At 62.9% G+C, this 18,536-nt stretch carries 15 protein-coding genes; 6 read left to right on the forward strand and 9 right to left on the reverse strand.

The window, feature by feature from the left end; genetic code table 11:
* Positions 1–132: 132 nt before the first annotated feature.
* Entirely contained in the window at positions 133–375 is a 243-nt protein-coding gene (locus VOM14_RS07710) for a hypothetical protein (RefSeq protein WP_327628145.1), read from the forward strand.
* Positions 376–461: 86 nt separating this feature from the next.
* On the opposite strand, the gene VOM14_RS07715 is transcribed toward VOM14_RS07710, so the two are convergent.
* Entirely contained in the window at positions 462–1,568 is a 1,107-nt protein-coding gene (locus VOM14_RS07715; protein ID WP_327628146.1) for an NAD(P)/FAD-dependent oxidoreductase, read from the reverse strand.
* Between the two features lie 268 nt (positions 1,569–1,836).
* Here VOM14_RS07715 and VOM14_RS07720 point away from each other — a divergent pair, with 268 nt between their 5' ends.
* The 5 genes from VOM14_RS07720 to VOM14_RS07740 all read left to right on the forward strand — a co-directional run bounded on the left by VOM14_RS07720 (position 1,837) and on the right by VOM14_RS07740 (position 5,637).
* Positions 1,837–2,274: a carboxymuconolactone decarboxylase family protein gene (locus VOM14_RS07720; RefSeq protein WP_327628147.1), complete on the forward strand. Its 438-nt coding sequence runs from the start codon at positions 1,837–1,839 to the stop codon at positions 2,272–2,274.
* A 138-nt stretch (positions 2,275–2,412) separates the two neighbouring features.
* Positions 2,413–3,813, forward strand: coding sequence for a DHA2 family efflux MFS transporter permease subunit (locus VOM14_RS07725; RefSeq protein ID WP_327628148.1), 1,401 nt, complete (start codon positions 2,413–2,415; stop codon positions 3,811–3,813).
* 140 nt (positions 3,814–3,953) lie between these two features.
* Positions 3,954–4,874, forward strand: a complete 921-nt coding sequence (locus VOM14_RS07730; RefSeq protein WP_327628149.1) for a LysR family transcriptional regulator — start codon at positions 3,954–3,956, stop codon at positions 4,872–4,874.
* 63 nt (positions 4,875–4,937) lie between these two features.
* A complete protein-coding gene (locus tag VOM14_RS07735) occupies positions 4,938–5,126 on the forward strand; it encodes a hypothetical protein (RefSeq protein ID WP_327628150.1) in 189 nt (62 codons plus the stop codon).
* 289 nt (positions 5,127–5,415) lie between these two features.
* A complete protein-coding gene (locus tag VOM14_RS07740) occupies positions 5,416–5,637 on the forward strand; it encodes a hypothetical protein (RefSeq protein ID WP_327628151.1) in 222 nt (73 codons plus the stop codon).
* A 35-nt stretch (positions 5,638–5,672) separates the two neighbouring features.
* Here the strand turns inward: VOM14_RS07740 and VOM14_RS07745 are convergent, their stop codons facing one another.
* The 8 genes from VOM14_RS07745 to rbsK form a co-directional block, all read right to left on the reverse strand.
* Positions 5,673–6,977: an MFS family transporter gene (locus VOM14_RS07745; protein ID WP_327628152.1), complete on the reverse strand. Its 1,305-nt coding sequence runs from the start codon at positions 6,975–6,977 to the stop codon at positions 5,673–5,675.
* Positions 6,978–7,146: 169 nt separating this feature from the next.
* Complete coding sequence (locus VOM14_RS07750) at positions 7,147–8,199, reverse strand: GSU2403 family nucleotidyltransferase fold protein (protein ID WP_327628153.1); 1,053 nt, start codon at positions 8,197–8,199, stop codon at positions 7,147–7,149.
* 236 nt (positions 8,200–8,435) lie between these two features.
* Positions 8,436–10,151 (reverse strand): SpoVR family protein, encoded by a 1,716-nt coding sequence (locus tag VOM14_RS07755; protein WP_327628154.1) that lies wholly within the window; start codon positions 10,149–10,151, stop codon positions 8,436–8,438.
* The gene (locus VOM14_RS07760) at positions 10,148–11,419 is read right to left on the reverse strand and encodes a YeaH/YhbH family protein (RefSeq protein ID WP_327628155.1); all 1,272 of its coding nucleotides are present in this window, start codon (positions 11,417–11,419) and stop codon (positions 10,148–10,150) included. Before VOM14_RS07760 ends, VOM14_RS07755 begins: the two co-directional genes overlap by 4 nt.
* Positions 11,420–11,550: 131 nt before the next feature.
* Positions 11,551–13,473 (reverse strand): PrkA family serine protein kinase, encoded by a 1,923-nt coding sequence (locus VOM14_RS07765; protein WP_013339422.1) that lies wholly within the window; start codon positions 13,471–13,473, stop codon positions 11,551–11,553.
* 811 nt (positions 13,474–14,284) lie between these two features.
* Entirely contained in the window at positions 14,285–15,046 is a 762-nt protein-coding gene (locus tag VOM14_RS07770) for a 2-keto-4-pentenoate hydratase (protein ID WP_327628156.1), read from the reverse strand.
* Between the two features lie 323 nt (positions 15,047–15,369).
* A complete protein-coding gene (locus VOM14_RS07775) occupies positions 15,370–17,220 on the reverse strand; it encodes a methyl-accepting chemotaxis protein (RefSeq protein ID WP_327628157.1) in 1,851 nt (616 codons plus the stop codon).
* A 347-nt stretch (positions 17,221–17,567) separates the two neighbouring features.
* Positions 17,568–18,491, reverse strand: coding sequence for a ribokinase (rbsK, locus tag VOM14_RS07780; RefSeq protein ID WP_327628158.1), 924 nt, complete (start codon positions 18,489–18,491; stop codon positions 17,568–17,570).
* Between the last annotated feature and the right edge of the window lie 45 nt (positions 18,492–18,536).

Consider the following 18,536-nt stretch of genomic DNA (forward strand, 5'->3'; position numbering starts at 1 on the left):
TGCGCCGATCCGGCATCAAGCATCGAGCAGCACGCAGCAAGAATCGAACCTTTCAGAGCGCTAATACGAGCCTGGCCCCGCGATTGCTTGAAGGTCGAGGCACTCTTCAATCTTCGACATAAGGAGCTTCAATTGAAACGCGCATTTTTCGTCACGGCCCTGGTGGCCTCGCTCTCTCTCATTCATACGGCCGCGAACGCGGAAGGCTGCACCAAAGGTGCGGTCGTGGGCGGCGTCGGTGGGCATGTCGCGGGCCATCACGGCGCAGCCGGCGCGGCGGCAGGCTGCGCGATCGGCCATCATGAGGCCAAGAAGAAGGACAAGGAAAAGGCGGCGAGCGGCGCGGCTGCCGCAAGTCAGCCCGCCGGAAAATAACGCGACGTCATGTAAAAAAGACCCGGGGCGATCACACGATCGCCACCGGGTCTGTTTGTTCATCCCTGCTCCCGTTCTTTACATTTTTACCCTGCCGCGCTGACCTTCTCCGCGAGCTTCGCGTCGTAACTGGAATGCACGTGCACGCGTTTTTTGTCGGGATACGCATACGAATACGCCTTGCGCAGCGCAAGCGACGCCTCATGAAAACCCGACAGAATCAGCTTCTGCTTGTTCGGATAGTTGGCGATATCGCCCACCGCGAAAATGCCGGGACGCGAGCTTTCGTAATTGGATGTGTCCACGTCGACGCGTCCGCCGTGAATCTTCAAGCCCCACGTTCCTATCGGGCCGAGATCCGCGACCAGTCCATATAACACGACGAGCTGTTCAACCTGTAGTTGCGTCTCGCCCTCGATATGTCGCAACGTGATGGATTGGAGCGCGCCGCGTTCGACATTCAACCCCGAAATCGCGCCGACCTTGAAGTCCATCTCGCCCGCTTCGACAGCGCGGCGCATCAACTCGACACTCGAATCTGCGGCACTGAATCCGTTGCGCCGATGCACGAGCGTCACGCGCCGCGCGACCTTGTGCAACGCGAGCGCCCAGTCGAGCGCGGAATCGCCGCCGCCCGCGACGACCACGGTCTTGTCCGCGAAATCGGCGAGACGCGGCACGCTGTAGTGCACATAACGCGATTCGAGCGGCACGGCTTCGGCAAGCGGCAACTTTTGCGGCACGAATGCGCCGTTGCCCGCCGCGAGCAGAATCGCGGCGACATCGAACACGAGGCCGCGATCGGTACGCACGCTCCAGCGCCCGTCGTCGCGCGGCTCGACAGATTCGACGCGCTGCTCCAGATGAATCGGCACGTCGAACGGCTTGCATTGCACAAGCAGACGATCGACCAGTTCGCGCGCGGTGCATGACGGAATGGCGGGAATGTCGTAGATCGGCTTGTCGGGATACAACTCGGTGCACTGGCCGCCGATCCTGCCGAGTGCATCGACGATCTGACACGAGAGCCCGATCACGCCCGCCTCGAACGCGGCAAAGAGCCCGACCGGGCCCGCGCCGACGATCAGCACGTCGGCGCGGATGGGTTGCGATGCAGGTTCTGAAGCGGGCTGTGACGCGGGTTCTAAAGCGGGCTGTGAAGCGGGTTCTGAAGCGGAATCGGCGGCAGTCATGCGCTATCTCTTGGAACAGTTGACGACCCACCATACCGAATCGTCCGCGGCGCGGCAACGATGCCATTACAGCGAACAAGGGCGCTCGGGCCACCGCGCCCATGACGAGCCCAGCGTGAAATTGGTCACCTGAAAATAGCAAAAAATGGCCATTTTTCAAAGCCAATGCCGCGATTAGTATTCATCCATCGCATCGCCGGATGCGTTCAACCCGAAGTCAACCCGAAGTGTTGAACCCACAGCTCAACCCAAAACCAAGGATCGAATCATGCAAGAACGTCTGGACTTCTACAAAGCCAATTCCGCCGCCGTGAAGGCCCTGCTCGGCGTTGAAGAACGCATCGGCAAATCGGCTATCGAAAAATCGCTGGCGGAACTGGTGCGTCTGCGCGCATCGCAGATCAACGGCTGCGCATTTTGCGTCGACATGCATACCACCGACGCCCGCAAAGGCGGCGAAACCGAGCGGCGTCTCGCCACCGTGGTCGCGTGGCGCGAAACGCCGTTCTTCACGGATCGCGAACGTGCCGCGCTCGAATGGACGGAAGCCGTGACCCTCGTCGCGCAAAACCACGTGCCCGACACCGTGTGGGAAGCCGTGCGTCCGCATTTCAGCGACGAACAGCTCGTCGATCTCACACTGCTCATTTCCGCGATCAACGCATGGAACCGCCTCGCGATTTCGTTCCGCAAGATGCCGGCCTAAGCGCGGCGGCGCGCGGCATGAATGTGCGGCGGGACTTTCGCGCCGGACGCGATGCCCCTATCATTGAAGCGTTCGCTGACAAACTTCACCCACGCGCTTCACACTGGAGCGGCCGCGCGTCGCGCCGCTCGCCATCTTATGACCAGGGATTCGTCGCAGACCGCGCTGCTGTGGATCGTCGCCGCCGGCTTTTTCATGCAGTCGCTCGACACCACGATCGTCAACACCGCGTTGCCGTCAATGGCTCATAGCCTGCGCGTCGCGCCGCTGGCGATGCAGCCCATCGTGGTCGCCTACACCTTGACGATGGCGATGCTCACGCCCGCGTCCGGCTGGCTCGCCGACCGCTTCGGCACGCGGCGCGTCTATTTCGCGGCGATCCTGATCTTCGTGATCGGCTCGATCTGCTGCGCGAGCGCGCACACGCTCGGGCAACTCGTGACAGCGCGCGTGCTGCAAGGCGTGGGCGGCTCGATGCTGCTGCCGATCGGACGGCTCGCCGTGCTGCGCAGCGTCTCCGGCGAGCAGTACGTGTCGGCGCTCGCCTTCATTTCGGTCGCCGGCCAGCTCGGTCCGATCGCCGGGCCGACGCTCGGCGGATGGTTCGTCCAGACCATCACGTGGCACTGGATTTTTCTGATCAACGTGCCGATCGGCGCGGCCGGTCTTTACGCGGTGCACCGCTTTCTGCCGTCGTACACGCAGACGCAGGCGCCGCCCTTCGATTTCGTCGGCTGCGCGATGCTGTCGTTGTGCATGATCGCGTTTTCGCTCGCCGTGGACGCGCCCGTGCCGGCGCATCAGGCCGCGTGGTCGGCGGCGCTGTTCGCGCTCGCGGCGGCGAGCGCCCTCGCCTACATTCCGCATGCGAAGCGGCGGCGCAATCCGCTCTTCAAACTGTCGCTGTTTGGCGAGCCGAATTTCAGCGTGGGCCTGATCGGCAACCTGATTTGCCGCATCGGTTCGAGCGCCGTGCCGTTTCTCGTGCCGCTCCTGCTGCAACTGGAACTCGGCTATACGCCGCTGCATTCCGGCCTCATGATGCTGCCCGCGGCGCTCGCCGGCACGATCGCGAAACGCTGGATCGCGCCGCTCGTGCGACGCCACGGCTACGACCTCTTTCTGCTCGTGAACACGTTGATCGTCGGTTCGTCGATCGTTGCATTTGCGCTGATCTCGCGCGGCACGCCGCTCATCGTGGAAATTGCGATTCTGGCCGTGTTCGGCGCGGCCAACTCGATGCAGTTCGCGGCGATGAACAGCGTCACGCTCAAAGGCCTCTCGCATGAAGACGCGGGCAGCGGCAACAGCCTCTTTTCGATGGTGCAGATGCTGGCGATCGGCCTGGGCGTGTCCATCGGCGGCGGGCTCGTGAAGCTGTTCGCCGCGCAATGGGGCTCGGCCGCGCTCGGCTTCCGGCTGAGCTTCGCGTGCGTCGGCGCGATCACGCTGCTGTCGGCGTGGGTGTTCCGCCATCTCGACACCACGAGCGGCGCGGATCGACGCCCCGCGCCCGCGAGCCAGGGCGCGGGGCGTTGAACTGTGCTGTTGAAGTGCGCCGTTGAAGTGCGCCATTGAGACAGCCCATTGAGACAGCCCATTGAGCTGCGCCTTCGCAGCGGCCCGCGCGGCGTTTCGCGTTAGCATGTACCGCGTGACGAATAACACAGGACTGCCTCATGCCATTTGACGAGCGCATGCTGAACGGCGTGGGCGTGTTGACGGCGATCGTCGATTGCGGGAGTTTCGCGGCGGCCGGCGTGGCGCTCGACATGTCGCAATCCGGCGTGAGCCGATCGGTCGCGCGGCTCGAAGCGCGTCTCGGCATCCGGCTGTTCGACCGCACCACGCGCTCGGTCACGCTCACCGACGAAGGCCGGCGTTTCTACGAACAGATCGTGCCGCTGCTCAACGGCCTCGAAGAAGCGGCGGCCTCGGCCACGCGGGGCGCGACCGCCGTGCGCGGACGTCTGCGGGTGAACATGGACCCGTTCTTCTCGCGCCTCGTGCTCGGGCCGCGGCTCGGCGGCTTCATCGACAAACATCCGGAGCTGCAACTCGAACTGATGACGCGCGATCAGCTGGGCGATATGGTCGGCGATGGTTTCGACGTCGCGATCCGCTTCGGCGAGCCCCCGGTGTCGTCGCTGATCGCGCGCAAGCTGCTCGACACGCGCATTCTCACCGTGGCCGCGCCGTCGTATCTGAAGAAGCACGGCCATCCGGCGACGCCCGCCGAACTCGAAAGCGGCAAGCACGCATGCATCAAGTTTCGCGACCCGCTCACGGGCTATCCGTTTAGCTGGGAGTTTCATCGCGGCCGCAAGAAGATCGTGATCGCGCCGCAAGGCCGGCTGACCGTGAACGACGTCGGCACCCTGCATAGCGTGTGCGCGGCGGGCCAGGGCGTCGCGCAGATTCTCTCGCTCGGCGCGGAGTCGCTGCTCGCGAGCGGCAGATTCGTCGAACTGTTTCCCGACTGGGGCGACGAGCTTTATCCGCTGTATGCGCTGTATCCGTCGCGGCATCATCCGCCGGCCAAGGTGCGCGCGTTTTTCGATTTCATCGTTTCGCTGACGGGCGCCGGACAGATCGAGTGAAACCGCGCCATGCAGGCCCAAGCTTTGCTTCGCAAGCTAGGCATTCCAACCAGGAGAAAAGCCATGGCCGACCCGAAACAGACCGACACCAAGCCCGACAAGACCGCCGACGACATCGCGCACCCGCATCCGGCGGTGCATAGCGACAACGAGAAAAGCAAGATGCCGCAGCGCGACGATGCCCACCGCAACGAGTCGCCGGCGGACCGTCCAGGACGGAAGCCGGGAGAAGGCGAGCCATCGGTCGGGTGAAAATAAAGCGCGAGTCTGGATGCGGCTTTGCAGCGTTTCGCGGCAAAGCCGCGCAAATTTTTCCCTTGCCGCGCCTTTCACACGCCAGACATTTCGCGAAGAAACTCGTGGCGGAAATGGCCGCCGATACGAGCCGACCCGGTTGATGGCGCGCGCCGCGCAGCAGGCGGCGTCTGCGGGTTTTCTGCTAAGCATCCTCTGCTTAGCAAACGCGTATTTGTTGCTTTGCCTCGCGCGCGCGGCTGATTACGATGAGCCCGACACGTCATCAGCCCCGAGGTGATTCGCCATGTCCGACAGTGCCTGTTTCAAGCCGCGCGTGATCGAGCCCGTCGCAGTGAATCAGCCCGAAGGATTGGGCCTGGCGGTGGAGTTGTGGCTCGCCCAACCCGTCGACGGAATCAGCGGGCGAGCCGTGCAGATTCACTTGCGCAGCGGCGCGAAGATGGCGCAGGCGGAGGCGCTGCGCGATCTGCTGCACGCGCTCGGCACCGAGATCGTCGTGACCTGAGCGCGTGCGCCGCCTTCAGGCCCACGCGCGCGGGCTCACGGTTCGTGACGCAGATAACCTTCCGTCGACGGATCGCGCATGCGCAGCGACACGAGCCCGGCAATCGCGCACAGCAGCGTGACGTACCAGAAGAACATCGATTCGTTGCCGATCGACTTGAGCCACAGCGCCACATATTCCGCCGAGCCGCCGAAAATCGCATTGGCCACCGCGTACGACAGGCCCACGCCGAGCGCGCGCACTTCGGGCGGGAACATCTCCGCCTTGATGAGGCCGCTGATCGACGTGTAGAAGCTCACAATGGCAAGCGCCAGCACGACAAGGCCGAAGGCCGCATACGGGCTCGTCACGTCTTTCAGCGCGTGCAGGAGCGGCACCGTGCCGATGGTCGCGAACAAGCCGAAGCACAGCATCGAACGACGGCGGCCGATGCGGTCCGACAGCGCGCCGAACACCGGCTGAAGCACCATGTACACGAAAAGCGCGGCGGTCATCACATTGCTCGCGGTCTTCGCGCTCATGCCGGCCGTGTTCACCAGATACTTCTGCATGTACGTGGTGAACGTATAAAAGATCAGCGAGCCGCCCGCGGTGAAACCGAGCACCGTCAGAAACGCGACGCGGTGATGCCACAAGCCGCGCAACGTGCCCGCTTCCTTGCGCTGACGCGTCGCGGCGGTCGTGGTTTCATCGAGCGATTTACGCAGATAGAGCGCGATCAGCGCGGCCACCGCGCCGATCACGAACGGCACGCGCCAGCCCCACGCTTTCAGCTCCGCGGTGGAGAGCGTCTGTTGCAGCACCACGAGCACGAGCAGCGCGCACAACTGGCCGCCGATCAGCGTCACGTACTGGAACGAGGCGAAGAAGCCGCGCCGTCCCTTCAGCGCGACTTCACTCATATAGGTCGCGCTGGTGCCGTATTCGCCACCCACCGAGAGGCCCTGGAACAGACGCGCGACCAGCAGCAGTGCGGGCGCGAGCGCGCCGATCTGCGCGTACGTGGGCAACAGGGCGATCACGAGCGAGCCGCCGCACATCATGAACACGGAGATCATCATCGCGGTGCGGCGGCCGTGCTTGTCGGCGAGACGGCCGAAGAACCAGCCGCCGATAGGACGCATCAGAAAGCCGGCCGCGAACACGCCGGCCGTGTTGAGCAACTGCGTCGTGGTGTTGCCGCTCGGGAAAAACGCGGGCGCGAAGTACAGCGCGCAGAACGAATAGACGTAAAAGTCGAACCACTCGACAAGATTGCCCGATGAAGCGCCGACGATCGCGAAGATGCGACGCCGCGTGTCGTGAGCGGAGGCCACGCTGTGGTCTGTGAGGTCGGTCATGTTATGTATTCCTTGTCTCTTGAACGGAGGTGGCGGTCGTCGCGCCGCCTTCGGTACGCGGTTTTCAGCGTGGGCGAATTTTACAGAATCGCAAGTCGAAGTTGGGATTTTGTGGGCAAGCGCGGCGCGCCGCCGCCGAGCCTGACAGCGGACGCCGACAGCGGACCGCTTATCCCGCCAGGCCGCTTTCCAGTTCCGCGAAGCCCGCCTCGTGCGCTTCGCGCATCAGCGTCTCGACTTCGGGCAGCGTGCGGCGCACGAGCGCGCGCGCCGAGCGCGGGAGTTCGGCGCAGGCATCTTCGATGTCGCCCGTGCGATGCTCTCCGAGCATGGCGAGCAGCACCGACGCCTGCCGCACATCCTTCTGCGACTTCACGAGCGTATTGGTGCGAAGCCGCGAGACGAGCAGCTTGTGGATCGCGAACCGCGCCGGCTCGGGCACGCGCACCGGCGCCGCGCCGTGCCGCGAAATCAGCGTGCCGGTGTGCGCCTTGCCGAGCAGATACGCGAGATAAGGCAGGCCCGTCGCGTGCGCGTTGAGTTCGGCCACCGGCACGGTGGGAAAAGTGTCGTCGCGCGAGGGCACGAGCAGATCGACGTGAAAGCGCGACTTGCCGGCTTCCGTATAGGACGTCGACGGCTCGCCGCGTTTCATCGCGGGCACCGGCACGAAGTTGATGCCGGTCTCCTTGAGCATCGCGAGCAGTCCGCCCTCGGGCAGGTTCGCGAGCGCAAGCTGGTGACGGCGCGCGATGTCGATATCTTCCGTCTCGTAGGACACGGCCTTGATGCCGAGCGAGTTCAGGATCACGGCGTAGGCATGCGAGCCGACCAGCACCGCGCCCGCCTCGAAGAGTCCGTAGTTGTACAGCACGCCGACGGTTGCATAGGTCTTGTTGTCCGCCAGTTGAAAACCCAGCTTGCTCAAGTCGCGGATTCTCGCGATCAGATCCTTGCTCAGATCGATGCGCTGGCGCACATGCTCGACGCGCGCATCCACCTCGGGATCGCCTTGCGGGCCGCCGAGGCTTTCCTCCTGGCGACGCCCTTCCGGCCCCATGTATTGGCGCGCGTAGTACACCGCGCCGCCGCGCCGGTGTTCGATAACCGTGCCGGGCGCGCCCATCAGCACCTTGTCCTGCGTGGCGGCGGCCTGTTCGACGTTGGCGAATTGCGAGCAATATGCCTGCTCGTGCTGTTCGTAGAGAGGAAATGGCGACATGGCATTTTTCAGTAATTTTTTTAATTCTACTGAAAAACGGGGAGAGCCGAGATTTTTCAGTAATTTTTCTGAAAATACTGAAACGCCCTCGCCACGCGGGAAGACTCATGAAAAAACACCCCATATCGTTGGACGGGTGTCCAACTTTTGGGGTGCAGTTCAGCGGTCGGAGAAACCACAGGGGCTTTTTACATGCGATGCCGGCCGGATCTCACGATCCCGGCGTGTTCACCTGCTCATGCCCTCACGGCAGGCGGCACATAGCGGCATTCGTAACGCTTTCTGACGGTGCCGTTTTCATCGACGCTTTCCAGATACACGTCGAACTGCCACAAGCGCGCCATGTGCTTCAGGACTTCGTCGCTATCCGAGGAAAGATGCCGGTTGTCGCTCATGAAGTGACGCAGCGTGAGGCTGCGGTCGCCCCGCGTGTTGACCGCCCACACCTGAATGTTCGGCTCGCGATGATGCATGTCGTACTGCCGCGACAACGCCTGGCGCACGTACTGATAACCGCTGTCGTCGTGAATCGCGGAGACCTCGAGCGCGTCGCGCATGTCGTCGTCGAGCACGGAGAAAAGACGCATTTCGCGGATCAGATGCGGTGACAGGTACTGCGCGACGAAACTCTCGTCCTTGAAGTTGCGCATCGCATAGTGCATGGCCGGAAGCCACGGGCTGCCCGCGAGTTCCGGGAACCACTTGCGGTCTTCGTCGGTGGGACTTTCGCAGATGCGGCGAATGTCGCTCATCATCGAAAAACCGAGCGCGTACGGATTGATGCCGCTGTAATACGGCTTGGTGACGGGCGGCTGATACACCACGTTGCTGTGCGAGTGGAGAAACTCCATCATGAAGCCGTCTTCCAGCTTGCCCTGGTTGTACATCGTGTTGAGCAACGTGTAGTGCCAGAACGTGGCCCAGCCTTCGTTCATGACCTGGGTCTGCCGCTGCGGGTAGAAATACTGCCCCACTTTGCGCACGATGCGAATCACCTCGCGCTCCCACGGCTCCAGCAAAGGCGCATTTTTCTCCGCGAAATACAGCAGATTTTCCTGCGGCTCGGGCGGATAGCGCTCCTCGGTTTCCTCCGGCAGCGGCGTATGGCGCGTGGGCAAGGTGCGCCACAATTCGTTCACCTGCGATTGCAGATACGCCTCGCGTTCGCGGCGCGCCGCGAACTCCTTTTCGAGCGACAGTTTCTGCGGACGCTTGTAGCGATCCACACCGTAGTTCATCAGCGCATGGCACGAGTCGAGCAGTTCCTCCACGCGGTCGAGCCCAAAACGCTCCTCGCACTCGGCGATGTAGTTCTTCGCGTAGACGAGGTAATCGACGATGGCATGCGCATCCGTCCACAGCCGGAACAGATAGTTGCCCTTGAAAAACGAGTTGTGCCCGTACGCCGCATGCGCGATGACGAGCGCCTGCATCGTCATCGTGTTTTCTTCCATCAGATACGCGATGCACGGATTCGAATTGATGACAATCTCGTACGCGAGCCCCATCTGCCCGCGACGGTAGCTTTTTTCGGTGGCGAGAAAGTGCTTGCCGAACGACCAGTGACGATAATTCACCGGCATGCCGACGGACGCATACGCGTCCATCATCTGTTCGGAGCTGATGAGTTCGAGCTGGATCGGATACACGTCGAGTTCATATTGCTCTGCAACACGGGCAATATGCGAGTCGTACTCCTCGATCAACTCGAAGGTCCAGTCGGACGGGCACGGCAGAGGCCGTCTATCGGCTACGTTCATACGGACTTCCCTTTGCCCCTCGGTGGGCGTTCCGGTGTGTCCCCGTGCATCGGCGTCGTCGACTGCTCCGGCTGCGGCGGGCCGGATCTCATCCGCCGCTGCCTCGGCATGCCCCGACTGACGCTGCGGCACGCCTTTCCCGCGCTCCGGCTGATAGCCGCGCGCTTCGTTGTGCAAGTGCTTCGTCGTCATGACGTGGCTGCCTGCTTTTCGAACAACTCGCGAAACACCGGATAGATGTCAGCCGCTGTTTCGACTTTCTTCATGGCCATATGCGGCTGGCTCAACGCCAGTTGCGCATATTCGAGCCACAGGTTCTGCTCTTCGGGCGTCACCTGGATATATGCAAAATAGCGCACCTTCTCCAGGATGTCATCCGCGAGTATCTTGCGGCACTTCGGCGAGTCGTCCGTCCAGTTGTCACCGTCCGATGCCTGCGCGCCGTAAATGTTCCATTCAGTCGGCGAATAGCGTTCGTCCATCACCTTCTGCATCAGTTCGAGCGCGCTCGACACCACCGTGCCGCCGCTTTCGGTCGAATGGAAAAAGGTGTCCTCGTCGACCTCTTCCGCGCGCGTGTGGTGGCGAATGAACACCACTTCGATGCGCTCGTAATTGCGCTTGAGAAACAGATACAGCAGGATAAAAAAGCGCTTCGCGAGATCCTTGCGCTGCTCGTCCATGGAGCCGGACACATCCATCAGACAGAACATCACCGCCTGGCTCGACGGCGTGGGCTGCTTCACGCGGTTCACATAGCGCAGATCGAACGGATCGATAAACGGAATGCGCCAGATGCGTCCGCGCAGATGGTGGATTTCCTCTTCGAGCAGCTTGATGTCTTCGCGGCGGTCGTCGGGGTCGGCTTTCATGACCTCGAGTTGCCGCTCCATTTCGTGCAACTGATTGACGAGCGGCGCGCCAAGTGCGATGCGGCGCCCGAGCGCGCTGCGCAGCGAACGGACCACGTCGATATTGTTCGGCGTGCCTTCGGCTGCCCAACCCGCGCGAATGCTCTTCCAGGTAGGCACGGCCATCAGATGAGTTTTGACGAGCCGCGGCAATTCGAGGTCGTCGAAGAAGTACTGCATGAATTCTTCGCGGCTCAGTTCGAACACGAAGTCGTCTTGGCCCTCGCCCTCGTTGCTGGCCTGACTGCCTCCACCTCCGCCGCCACCGCCTTGCGGGCGCTGGATCTTGTCGCCGCGGATGTAGTCGGAGTTGCCGGGGTGCACCATTTCGCGCCGCCCGCCCGGCCCGTGCCGGAACGACGGCTCCGCAATGTCCTTGCGCGGAATGGTGATGCTCTGCGTGTTCTGAATGTCTTTGATGCTGCGGTCGCGCACCGCTTCCGAAACGGCGCGACGAATATAGTTCTTGACGCGACGCAAAAAACGCTCGCGATTTGCAATGCTTTTGTTCTTGCCTGCCAACCTGCGGTCGATGATTTGATGAAGCACGCCCGGTCTCCTATTTCGATCGGAGTTTGGGTGCGCGAGACGCGCGCTGCTAGTCCGATGCTATGTCCATGCAGCTTGCGGCTCGCAGGGTGCTCGCGCGGACGGACCGCGCGAGCGGCACGCGGTGCGGATCATGACGACTTGCGCACGCGTAGATACCAGTCACAGAGCAAGCGCACCTGCTTCGGCGTATAGCCCTTCGCCACCATGCGGTTGACGAAGTCTTCATGCTTGCGTTGCTCCTCCGCCGAACCTTTGGCGTTGAACGAGATGACCGGCAGCAATTCCTCCGTGTTCGAGAACATTTTCTTTTCGATCACGACGCGCAGCTTCTCGTAGCTGATCCATGCAGGATTCTTCCCTGCATTGGCAGCCCGAGCGCGCAACACGAAGTTCACGATCTCGTTGCGGAAGTCCTTCGGATTGCTGATGCCCGCCGGCTTCTCGATCTTCTCGAGTTCCGCATTCAGCGCCGCGCGATCGAAGCTCTCGCCGGTGTCGTGATCGCGGAACTCCTGATCCTGAATCCAGAAGTCCGCATACGTCACGTAGCGATCGAAAATATTTTGCCCATATTCGGAGTACGACTCCAGATAAGCAGTCTGAATCTCCTTGCCGATAAATTCCGCGTAGCGCGAGGCGAGCACGTCTTTAATGAACGACAGATACTTCTGCTCGGTTTCAGGCGGGAACTGTTCGCGCTCGATCTGCTGTTCGAGCACATACATCAGATGCACCGGATTGGCCGCGACCTCGGTCGAATCGAAGTTGAACACGCGCGAGAGGATCTTGAACGCGAAGCGGGTCGACACGCCGGTCATCCCTTCGTCCACGCCCGCGAAGTCGCGGTATTCCTGATAAGACTTCGCCTTCGGATCGGTGTCCTTCAGATTCTCGCCGTCGTAGACCTGCATCTTCGAGAAGAGGCTCGAATTTTCAGGCTCCTGCAAGCGCGTGAGCACCGACATCTGCGCCATCATTTTCAACGTGCCGGGCGCGCATACCGCATTGGCCAGCGACGAATTGCGCAAGAGCTTTTCGTAGATCTTGATCTCTTCCGAATAGCGCAGGCAATACGGCACCTTCACAACGAAGATACGATCGAGCAACGCTTCGTTATTGCGGTTGTTGCGAAATGCCTTCCACTCCGACTCGTTCGAGTGCGCGAGAATCACGCCGTCGAAAGGAATCGCGCCGAAGCCTTCCGTGCCCTTGAAGTTGCCTTCCTGCGTGGCGGTCAGCAGCGGGTGCAGCACCTTGATCGGCGCCTTGAACATTTCGACGAATTCGAGCAGGCCCTGATTCGCGAGACACAGGCCGCCGGAGTAGCTGTAGGCGTCGGCGTCGTCTTGCGCATACTGTTCGAGCTTGCGAATGTCCACTTTGCCGACGAGCGAGGAGATGTCCTGATTGTTCTCGTCGCCAGGCTCCGTCTTGGCAATGCCGATCTGCCGCAGAATGGAGGGATAGCGACGCACCACGCGAAACTTGCGGATGTCGCCGTTGTACTCGTGCAGGCGCTTGACCGCCCACGGGCTCAGAATGCTTTTCAGGTAGCGGCGTGGTATGCCGTATTGCTCTTCGAGGATCGGACCGTCCTCGTCGTAGTCGAATAGACCGAGTGGCGATTCGTTGACGGGCGAGCCCTTGATAGCGTAGAACGGCACGCGTTCCATGAGCTGCTTCAGCCGTTCCGCGATCGACGATTTACCGCCGCCGACCGGGCCTAACAGATACAGAATCTGCTTCTTCTCTTCGAGCCCCTGGGCCGAGTGCCGGAAGTAGGCGACCACCTGCTCGATCACCTCTTCCATTCCGTAGAACTCACGGAATGCGGGGTATACCTTGATGACCTTGTTCGCGAAGATGCGCGACAAACGCGGATCGTTGCGAGTATCGATCTGTTCCGGTTCTCCGATTGCCGTCAACATGCGTTCGCCAGCCGTGGCGTACGCGGCGGGATTGTCTTTGCAGAGCGCGAGATACTCCTCGAGCGAGAGTTCATCTTCTCGCGTTTTCTCGAAGCGGGTCGCGAAACTGCTGTAGATATCCATGCTACCTCCTCGCCGAAGTCTAGACCGATGTCGTGCGCGGCGCGCTATTAGGAAACGACATCGCTCGAATTCATCCTAAACCCTTTTAAATTTTTTTTCACGGACTACGTTGCGAAAAATCGCGCCGTATGAGCCTCCCAACATTCGTCACTTGGAAACCGCGTTTCGACCACCTACAATCTTGCGCGTCGAACAATCTCACTGCTCACACTCACTGCTTGCATCGACGCGCTGCCAGCCCACGCACACGGCGTACCTCAACGGCGCGGCGTTACACAAAATTGCACTACGTGCAGGCTTTTTCTTCTCTTTCCCTCATAACGCTTCGACCCGCGATCGGTCTACACGTCACGACGTCTGTTACATGTCGACTCATTCAGCACGCTATCAATGTTCGCCACCGCACCTTCATGCGATTCGTCCATGCACGCAGGCTTTTTGTTCCGCGGCGCTTCGCATCGATACATGATTCCTTGTGGGACTGCGCACACTTTGCATTCGACACCACGCTTCGAATGCTTCGCATAACCGCGTCGGCGGCATGGCCGGCTCGCATGCCGCTGCCGCGTGCCGACGGGATGCTCTAACTGGATAACGGCGCGCGCCCCGATCGGTTCAATAGGGTATACGGCTAAGCAGTTGCCGGAGATGCGTCGAATGCAAAACGGCCGCCCCCGAGGCAGCCGTTTCAGTTCCGTGTTTTACATCCGCGTTTTACATTCGCTTTGTAATCCGTAGTTACACGCGCGTGGCGACAGGCATCGCGCGAAGTGCAATCGCGCACGCTCGCGGATGACACAGTGTCACGCGCTCAGGTCAGTTCGATCTCCACCTCGCCGAGACCGTCGATATGGCCGCGCACGATGCCCGGTTTGCCCACATTGTGCGCACCGACGTATGAGCCCGTGGTCAGCGTCCATTCGGGTTCGATGGTGATCCCCATGGCGGCGCAATGGTTGACGAACCACACGAGCAGCTCGCGCGGGTCGCCAGCCGGATTGCCGGTGGCGGCGGGCATGAGGGAGTCGCCGTCGAAGCTCAACTCCAGTTCCGGCGAAACGAAGTCGAAGCCGCGAGCGAGCCCCGCATATGCGAGCGGATGCCCCGTGACCAGCGCGCCGTTGTTCTGCGCGTCGGCGAGTTGGGCAAGCGGCGCGACGTTCGGCCATTCGGCGAAACGGCTGTCCACGATCTCGATGGCCGGCAGCACCTCGCCGACCAGCGCGAGCACCTCGTCGCGCGCATAGGCTCGGCCGCGCGGCTCGATCGCTTCGGAAAAACGGAACGCGATCTCCAGCTCCACGAGTACGCGAAAGAACCCGGCATGCTCGACGCGCGTCGGCGAAGGCAGCACCAGTGCCGCCGGAATGGGCGCGCCCGAGGCGGGACCGCCGGGCGTTTTGGCGCCGATCTTCCACGCGCCGGTCGAGTCGCCGAGGCCCGCGATGACCGCCTGCTGGATCGCGTACGCGGTGGCGGCGTCGGGCGGCATATGTTCGGGCGCGAGCCCGCCGATCGGGCAATGCTGCCGGCGTGCTTCGACGAGGCGGTGCGCGAGGTCGTGTGGCGTCATGTCGGTCCTTTGTGGCTGGCGCAGTAAACAGTGAATTGCCGCGAGGCTGGGCGAAGGCCGCGGCTGACTGAAAGCCGCAAGTTCGGCCACGAATAAAACGTAGCCGCGCACGACAATGTACCGGATCGGAAGGCTCACCAGGGCGCGAGCCGCGTCGCAAACGCGACTTAATGCGCGCGTCATGGAAAAAGACCGCGGCTGCTTGCGCAATCGCGGTCTTTCCAGCTCAGGCGGCGTGGCCCTCCGGGCCTGCGTTCATGAGCCGAGCCGTCGGGAACGGATGTTGCAGCGGGCGTTCGACCGCTCGCGACGCGCAGGGCCAGTCAGAACGTTTCCCAGTCCTGATCGCTGCCGGCGCTGGCCACGGCCTGAGTAGGCGCTTTCGGGGCCACTTCCGCTTTCGGCGCGGAGAAAGCAGGCGCCGAAGCTGGCGAAACTGCCGGTATGTTCGAGGCGAACGCGCGCTGCACCGACTGCGGGGCAACCGCCGCACGCGGCGCGACACGCGCTTCAGCGCGCGAAGCCGTCCGCACAGCCGGCGCAAGCCGCGCCGGCGCCGCCATATGGGTTGGCAACGCGTGGGTCGGCAACGCGTGGGTCGGCAACGCGCCGGCCGCCGCCTTCACACCGCCATCATCCAGCTGGAACACGGCGACCGCGCTGCGCAGCTTGCTCGCCTGGTCTTCGAGCGAAGACGCGGCCGCCGCCGCTTCCTCGACGAGCGCCGCATTCTGTTGCGTGACCTCGTCCATCTGCGTGACGGCGCGCGCGACCTGGTCGATACCGCCGCTCTGCTCTTCCGAGGCCGCCGCGATTTCGCCCATGATGTCCGTCACGCGCTGCACCGCGCCGATGATCTCGGTCATCGTCCGGCCGGCCTGATCGACGAGCGCCGAGCCCGACTGCACGCGATCCACCGACGTGTCGATCAACTCCTTGATCTCCTTGGCCGCCGCCGACGAACGCTGCGCGAGGCTGCGCACTTCGCCCGCGACAACCGCGAAGCCGCGCCCTTCTTCGCCGGCCCGCGCCGCTTCCACGGCCGCATTCAGCGCGAGGATGTTGGTCTGGAACGCGATGCCTTCGATGATCGAAATGATGTCGGCGATTCTGGCCGAACTCTGGTTGATTTCGCCCATCGTGCCGACCACCTGGCCGACCACCGCGCTGCCCCGGTTGGCGATCTCGGACGCGTTGGCCGCGAGCGCGCTCGCCTGGCGGGCGTTGTCGGCGTTCTGTTTGACGGTGCCGGTGAGTTCTTCCATGCTCGCCGCCGTTTCCTGCAACGCCGACGCCTGCTCTTCCGTCCGCGACGACAGATCGACGTTGCCGGCCGCGATCTGGCGCGTGGCCGTCGCGATCGACTCGCTGCCGTTGCGCACCGAACGCACCGTGTCGGTGAGGCTGCGCTGCATCTTCGCGAGACCTTCGAGCACTTGTCCCATTTCGTCGCGCGAGGTCACGACGACCTGACGGCGCAGATCGCCCGCGGCGATCGCGTCGAAATGGCCGAGCGCCTCGGCGATCGGGCGTGCGATTGCCCGGCTGAGCCCGACGTAAGACAGGATCGCGGCGAGGATGCCGGCGATCACCCCGCCGATGCTGATCATGCGAAATATCTGGAAATGCGATTGCGCGGCCTGATAGCCCCCTTCCGACGAATCGAACTGAAACTTGCTCAGCGCGTCGTCCGAGACGGAGAGTTCGCTGTACGCGGCCTCGATGCGCTTCGCGCCGTCGACCACCTTGCCCTGGTCGTTCGCCGCAATGGTCGCCGCAAACGCGTCCATCTGCTGATGCAGCACGTCGCGCTTGCCGATGACGTCGCGCGCAAGGCGATCCTCTTCGGCATCGCGCGGCAGGTCCATGTACTTCTTCCACCACATGTCGGAGGTGACGCGCATGGCGCGCGCGCGTTCGAGCGTCGCCGCGACTTCCGGCGTCCCGATCATGAAGGCCGCGCGGTCGAGCACGAGGCGCTCGCGCGACGCGTACAGTTCCGCGTAGCCGATATCGACGGCGCTCGGCATGGCGTTGGTGAACGTGTCCTGATAGGCGTCGTTCGAACGGCTCATGCCGAACAGTCCGAAGATGCCGATCGCGGCGAGTAGTGCGGCGAGAAAAGCCATCGTCAGGCCAATGCGCGCCTTGATCGAAATGCCCTTGTTCAACATGCTGTTTCCTGTGCTTTGAGAGGCTGCGGCGCAGCGGAAAGTCTTTCGACTCTGTGGGGCGCCGTGAGTGTGCAACCCCCGGAAGTGGCGCTCTAATAGCCTCATTAACGGCACGCGAACTGCGAACTTGAAATTTTTATATAGTCCGACAATAGACGCCGCCAAAAACGGAAAACATTACAATTTATAAGGGACGATGCACAAGACACCGGCCGCGAAGCGCAGGGATAAACGCGGTCGGAAGGCGTTACGCACGTGAGCAGGCGGGCCCGCGCGCGACGTTTGCACGTCGCCGCTGGACCCGCCTGAGCGCTTTGCTTTTGAAGCAGGAATTCGCCGCGCCGGACTCAGCCTTCGAGTTCGGCGCGAGTCGGAATGGAGGGCTGCGCGCCGGCGCGCGTGACCGACAGCGCCGCCGCGCGCTGGGCGAAGCGGATCGCCTCATCGACGTTTGCGCCTTGCGCGAGCTGCGCCGCGAACCCGCCGATAAAGGTGTCGCCGGCCGCGGTTGTATCGATGGCTTTGACCTTCGGCGCGTCGTACAGCACGGGCGCCGCGCCTTCGAGCGCCGCCTGCACGCCGCGCGGGCCGAGCGTCACCAGCACGTTGCGAGCGCCGGCCGCGCGCAGCACCGCCGCGGCCGTGGCCGCCTCTTCCGGCGAGCCGACCGGCAAACCGGTCAACGTCGCGGCTTCGAGTTCGTTCGGAATCAGGTAATCGACGAGCGGCAGCCAGTCGGCGGGCAACGGGCCGGTGGCGGGCGCCGGATTCAGGATGACCGTCTTGTTAAGACGCCGGGCCGTGGCCAGCGCCGCGTGGACGCTCGCGAGCGGCGTTTCGAGCTGGCAGATCACCACGTCGGCGGCCGCGAGCACCGCTTCGTGGCGCGCAAGGGTGTCCGGCGTGACCTCGCCGTTGCTGCCGGCCACGATCACAATCGCGTTCTGGCTCGCGTCGTCCACGACGATCAGCGCGACGCCCGTCGCTTGCGCGCCGGTTTCGAGCGCCGCGCAATCGATGCCTTCCGCTTCCAGCCCCGCGCGCAACTGCGCGCCGTTCGCGTCCGCGCCGACGCAGCCGAGCATCGACACCTGTGCGCCCAGCCGGGCCGCGGCCACCGCCTGGTTGCCGCCCTTGCCGCCCGCGACCTGCGCGAACGTGTGGCCAGCCAGCGTTTCGCCGGGATGCGGCAGACGCGGCGCGCGCACCACCAGGTCCATGTTCAGACTGCCGACCACCGCCACGCGTGAGTGCGTTTCCTTGCTTGCCACTCGTTTCTCCTCAAACTCGCGCTTTAAAACAGAAGCGACCCGAAT

Source organism: Paraburkholderia sp. MPAMCS5 (assembly GCF_036016995.1).
Taxonomy (GTDB): Bacteria; Pseudomonadota; Gammaproteobacteria; order Burkholderiales; family Burkholderiaceae; genus Paraburkholderia.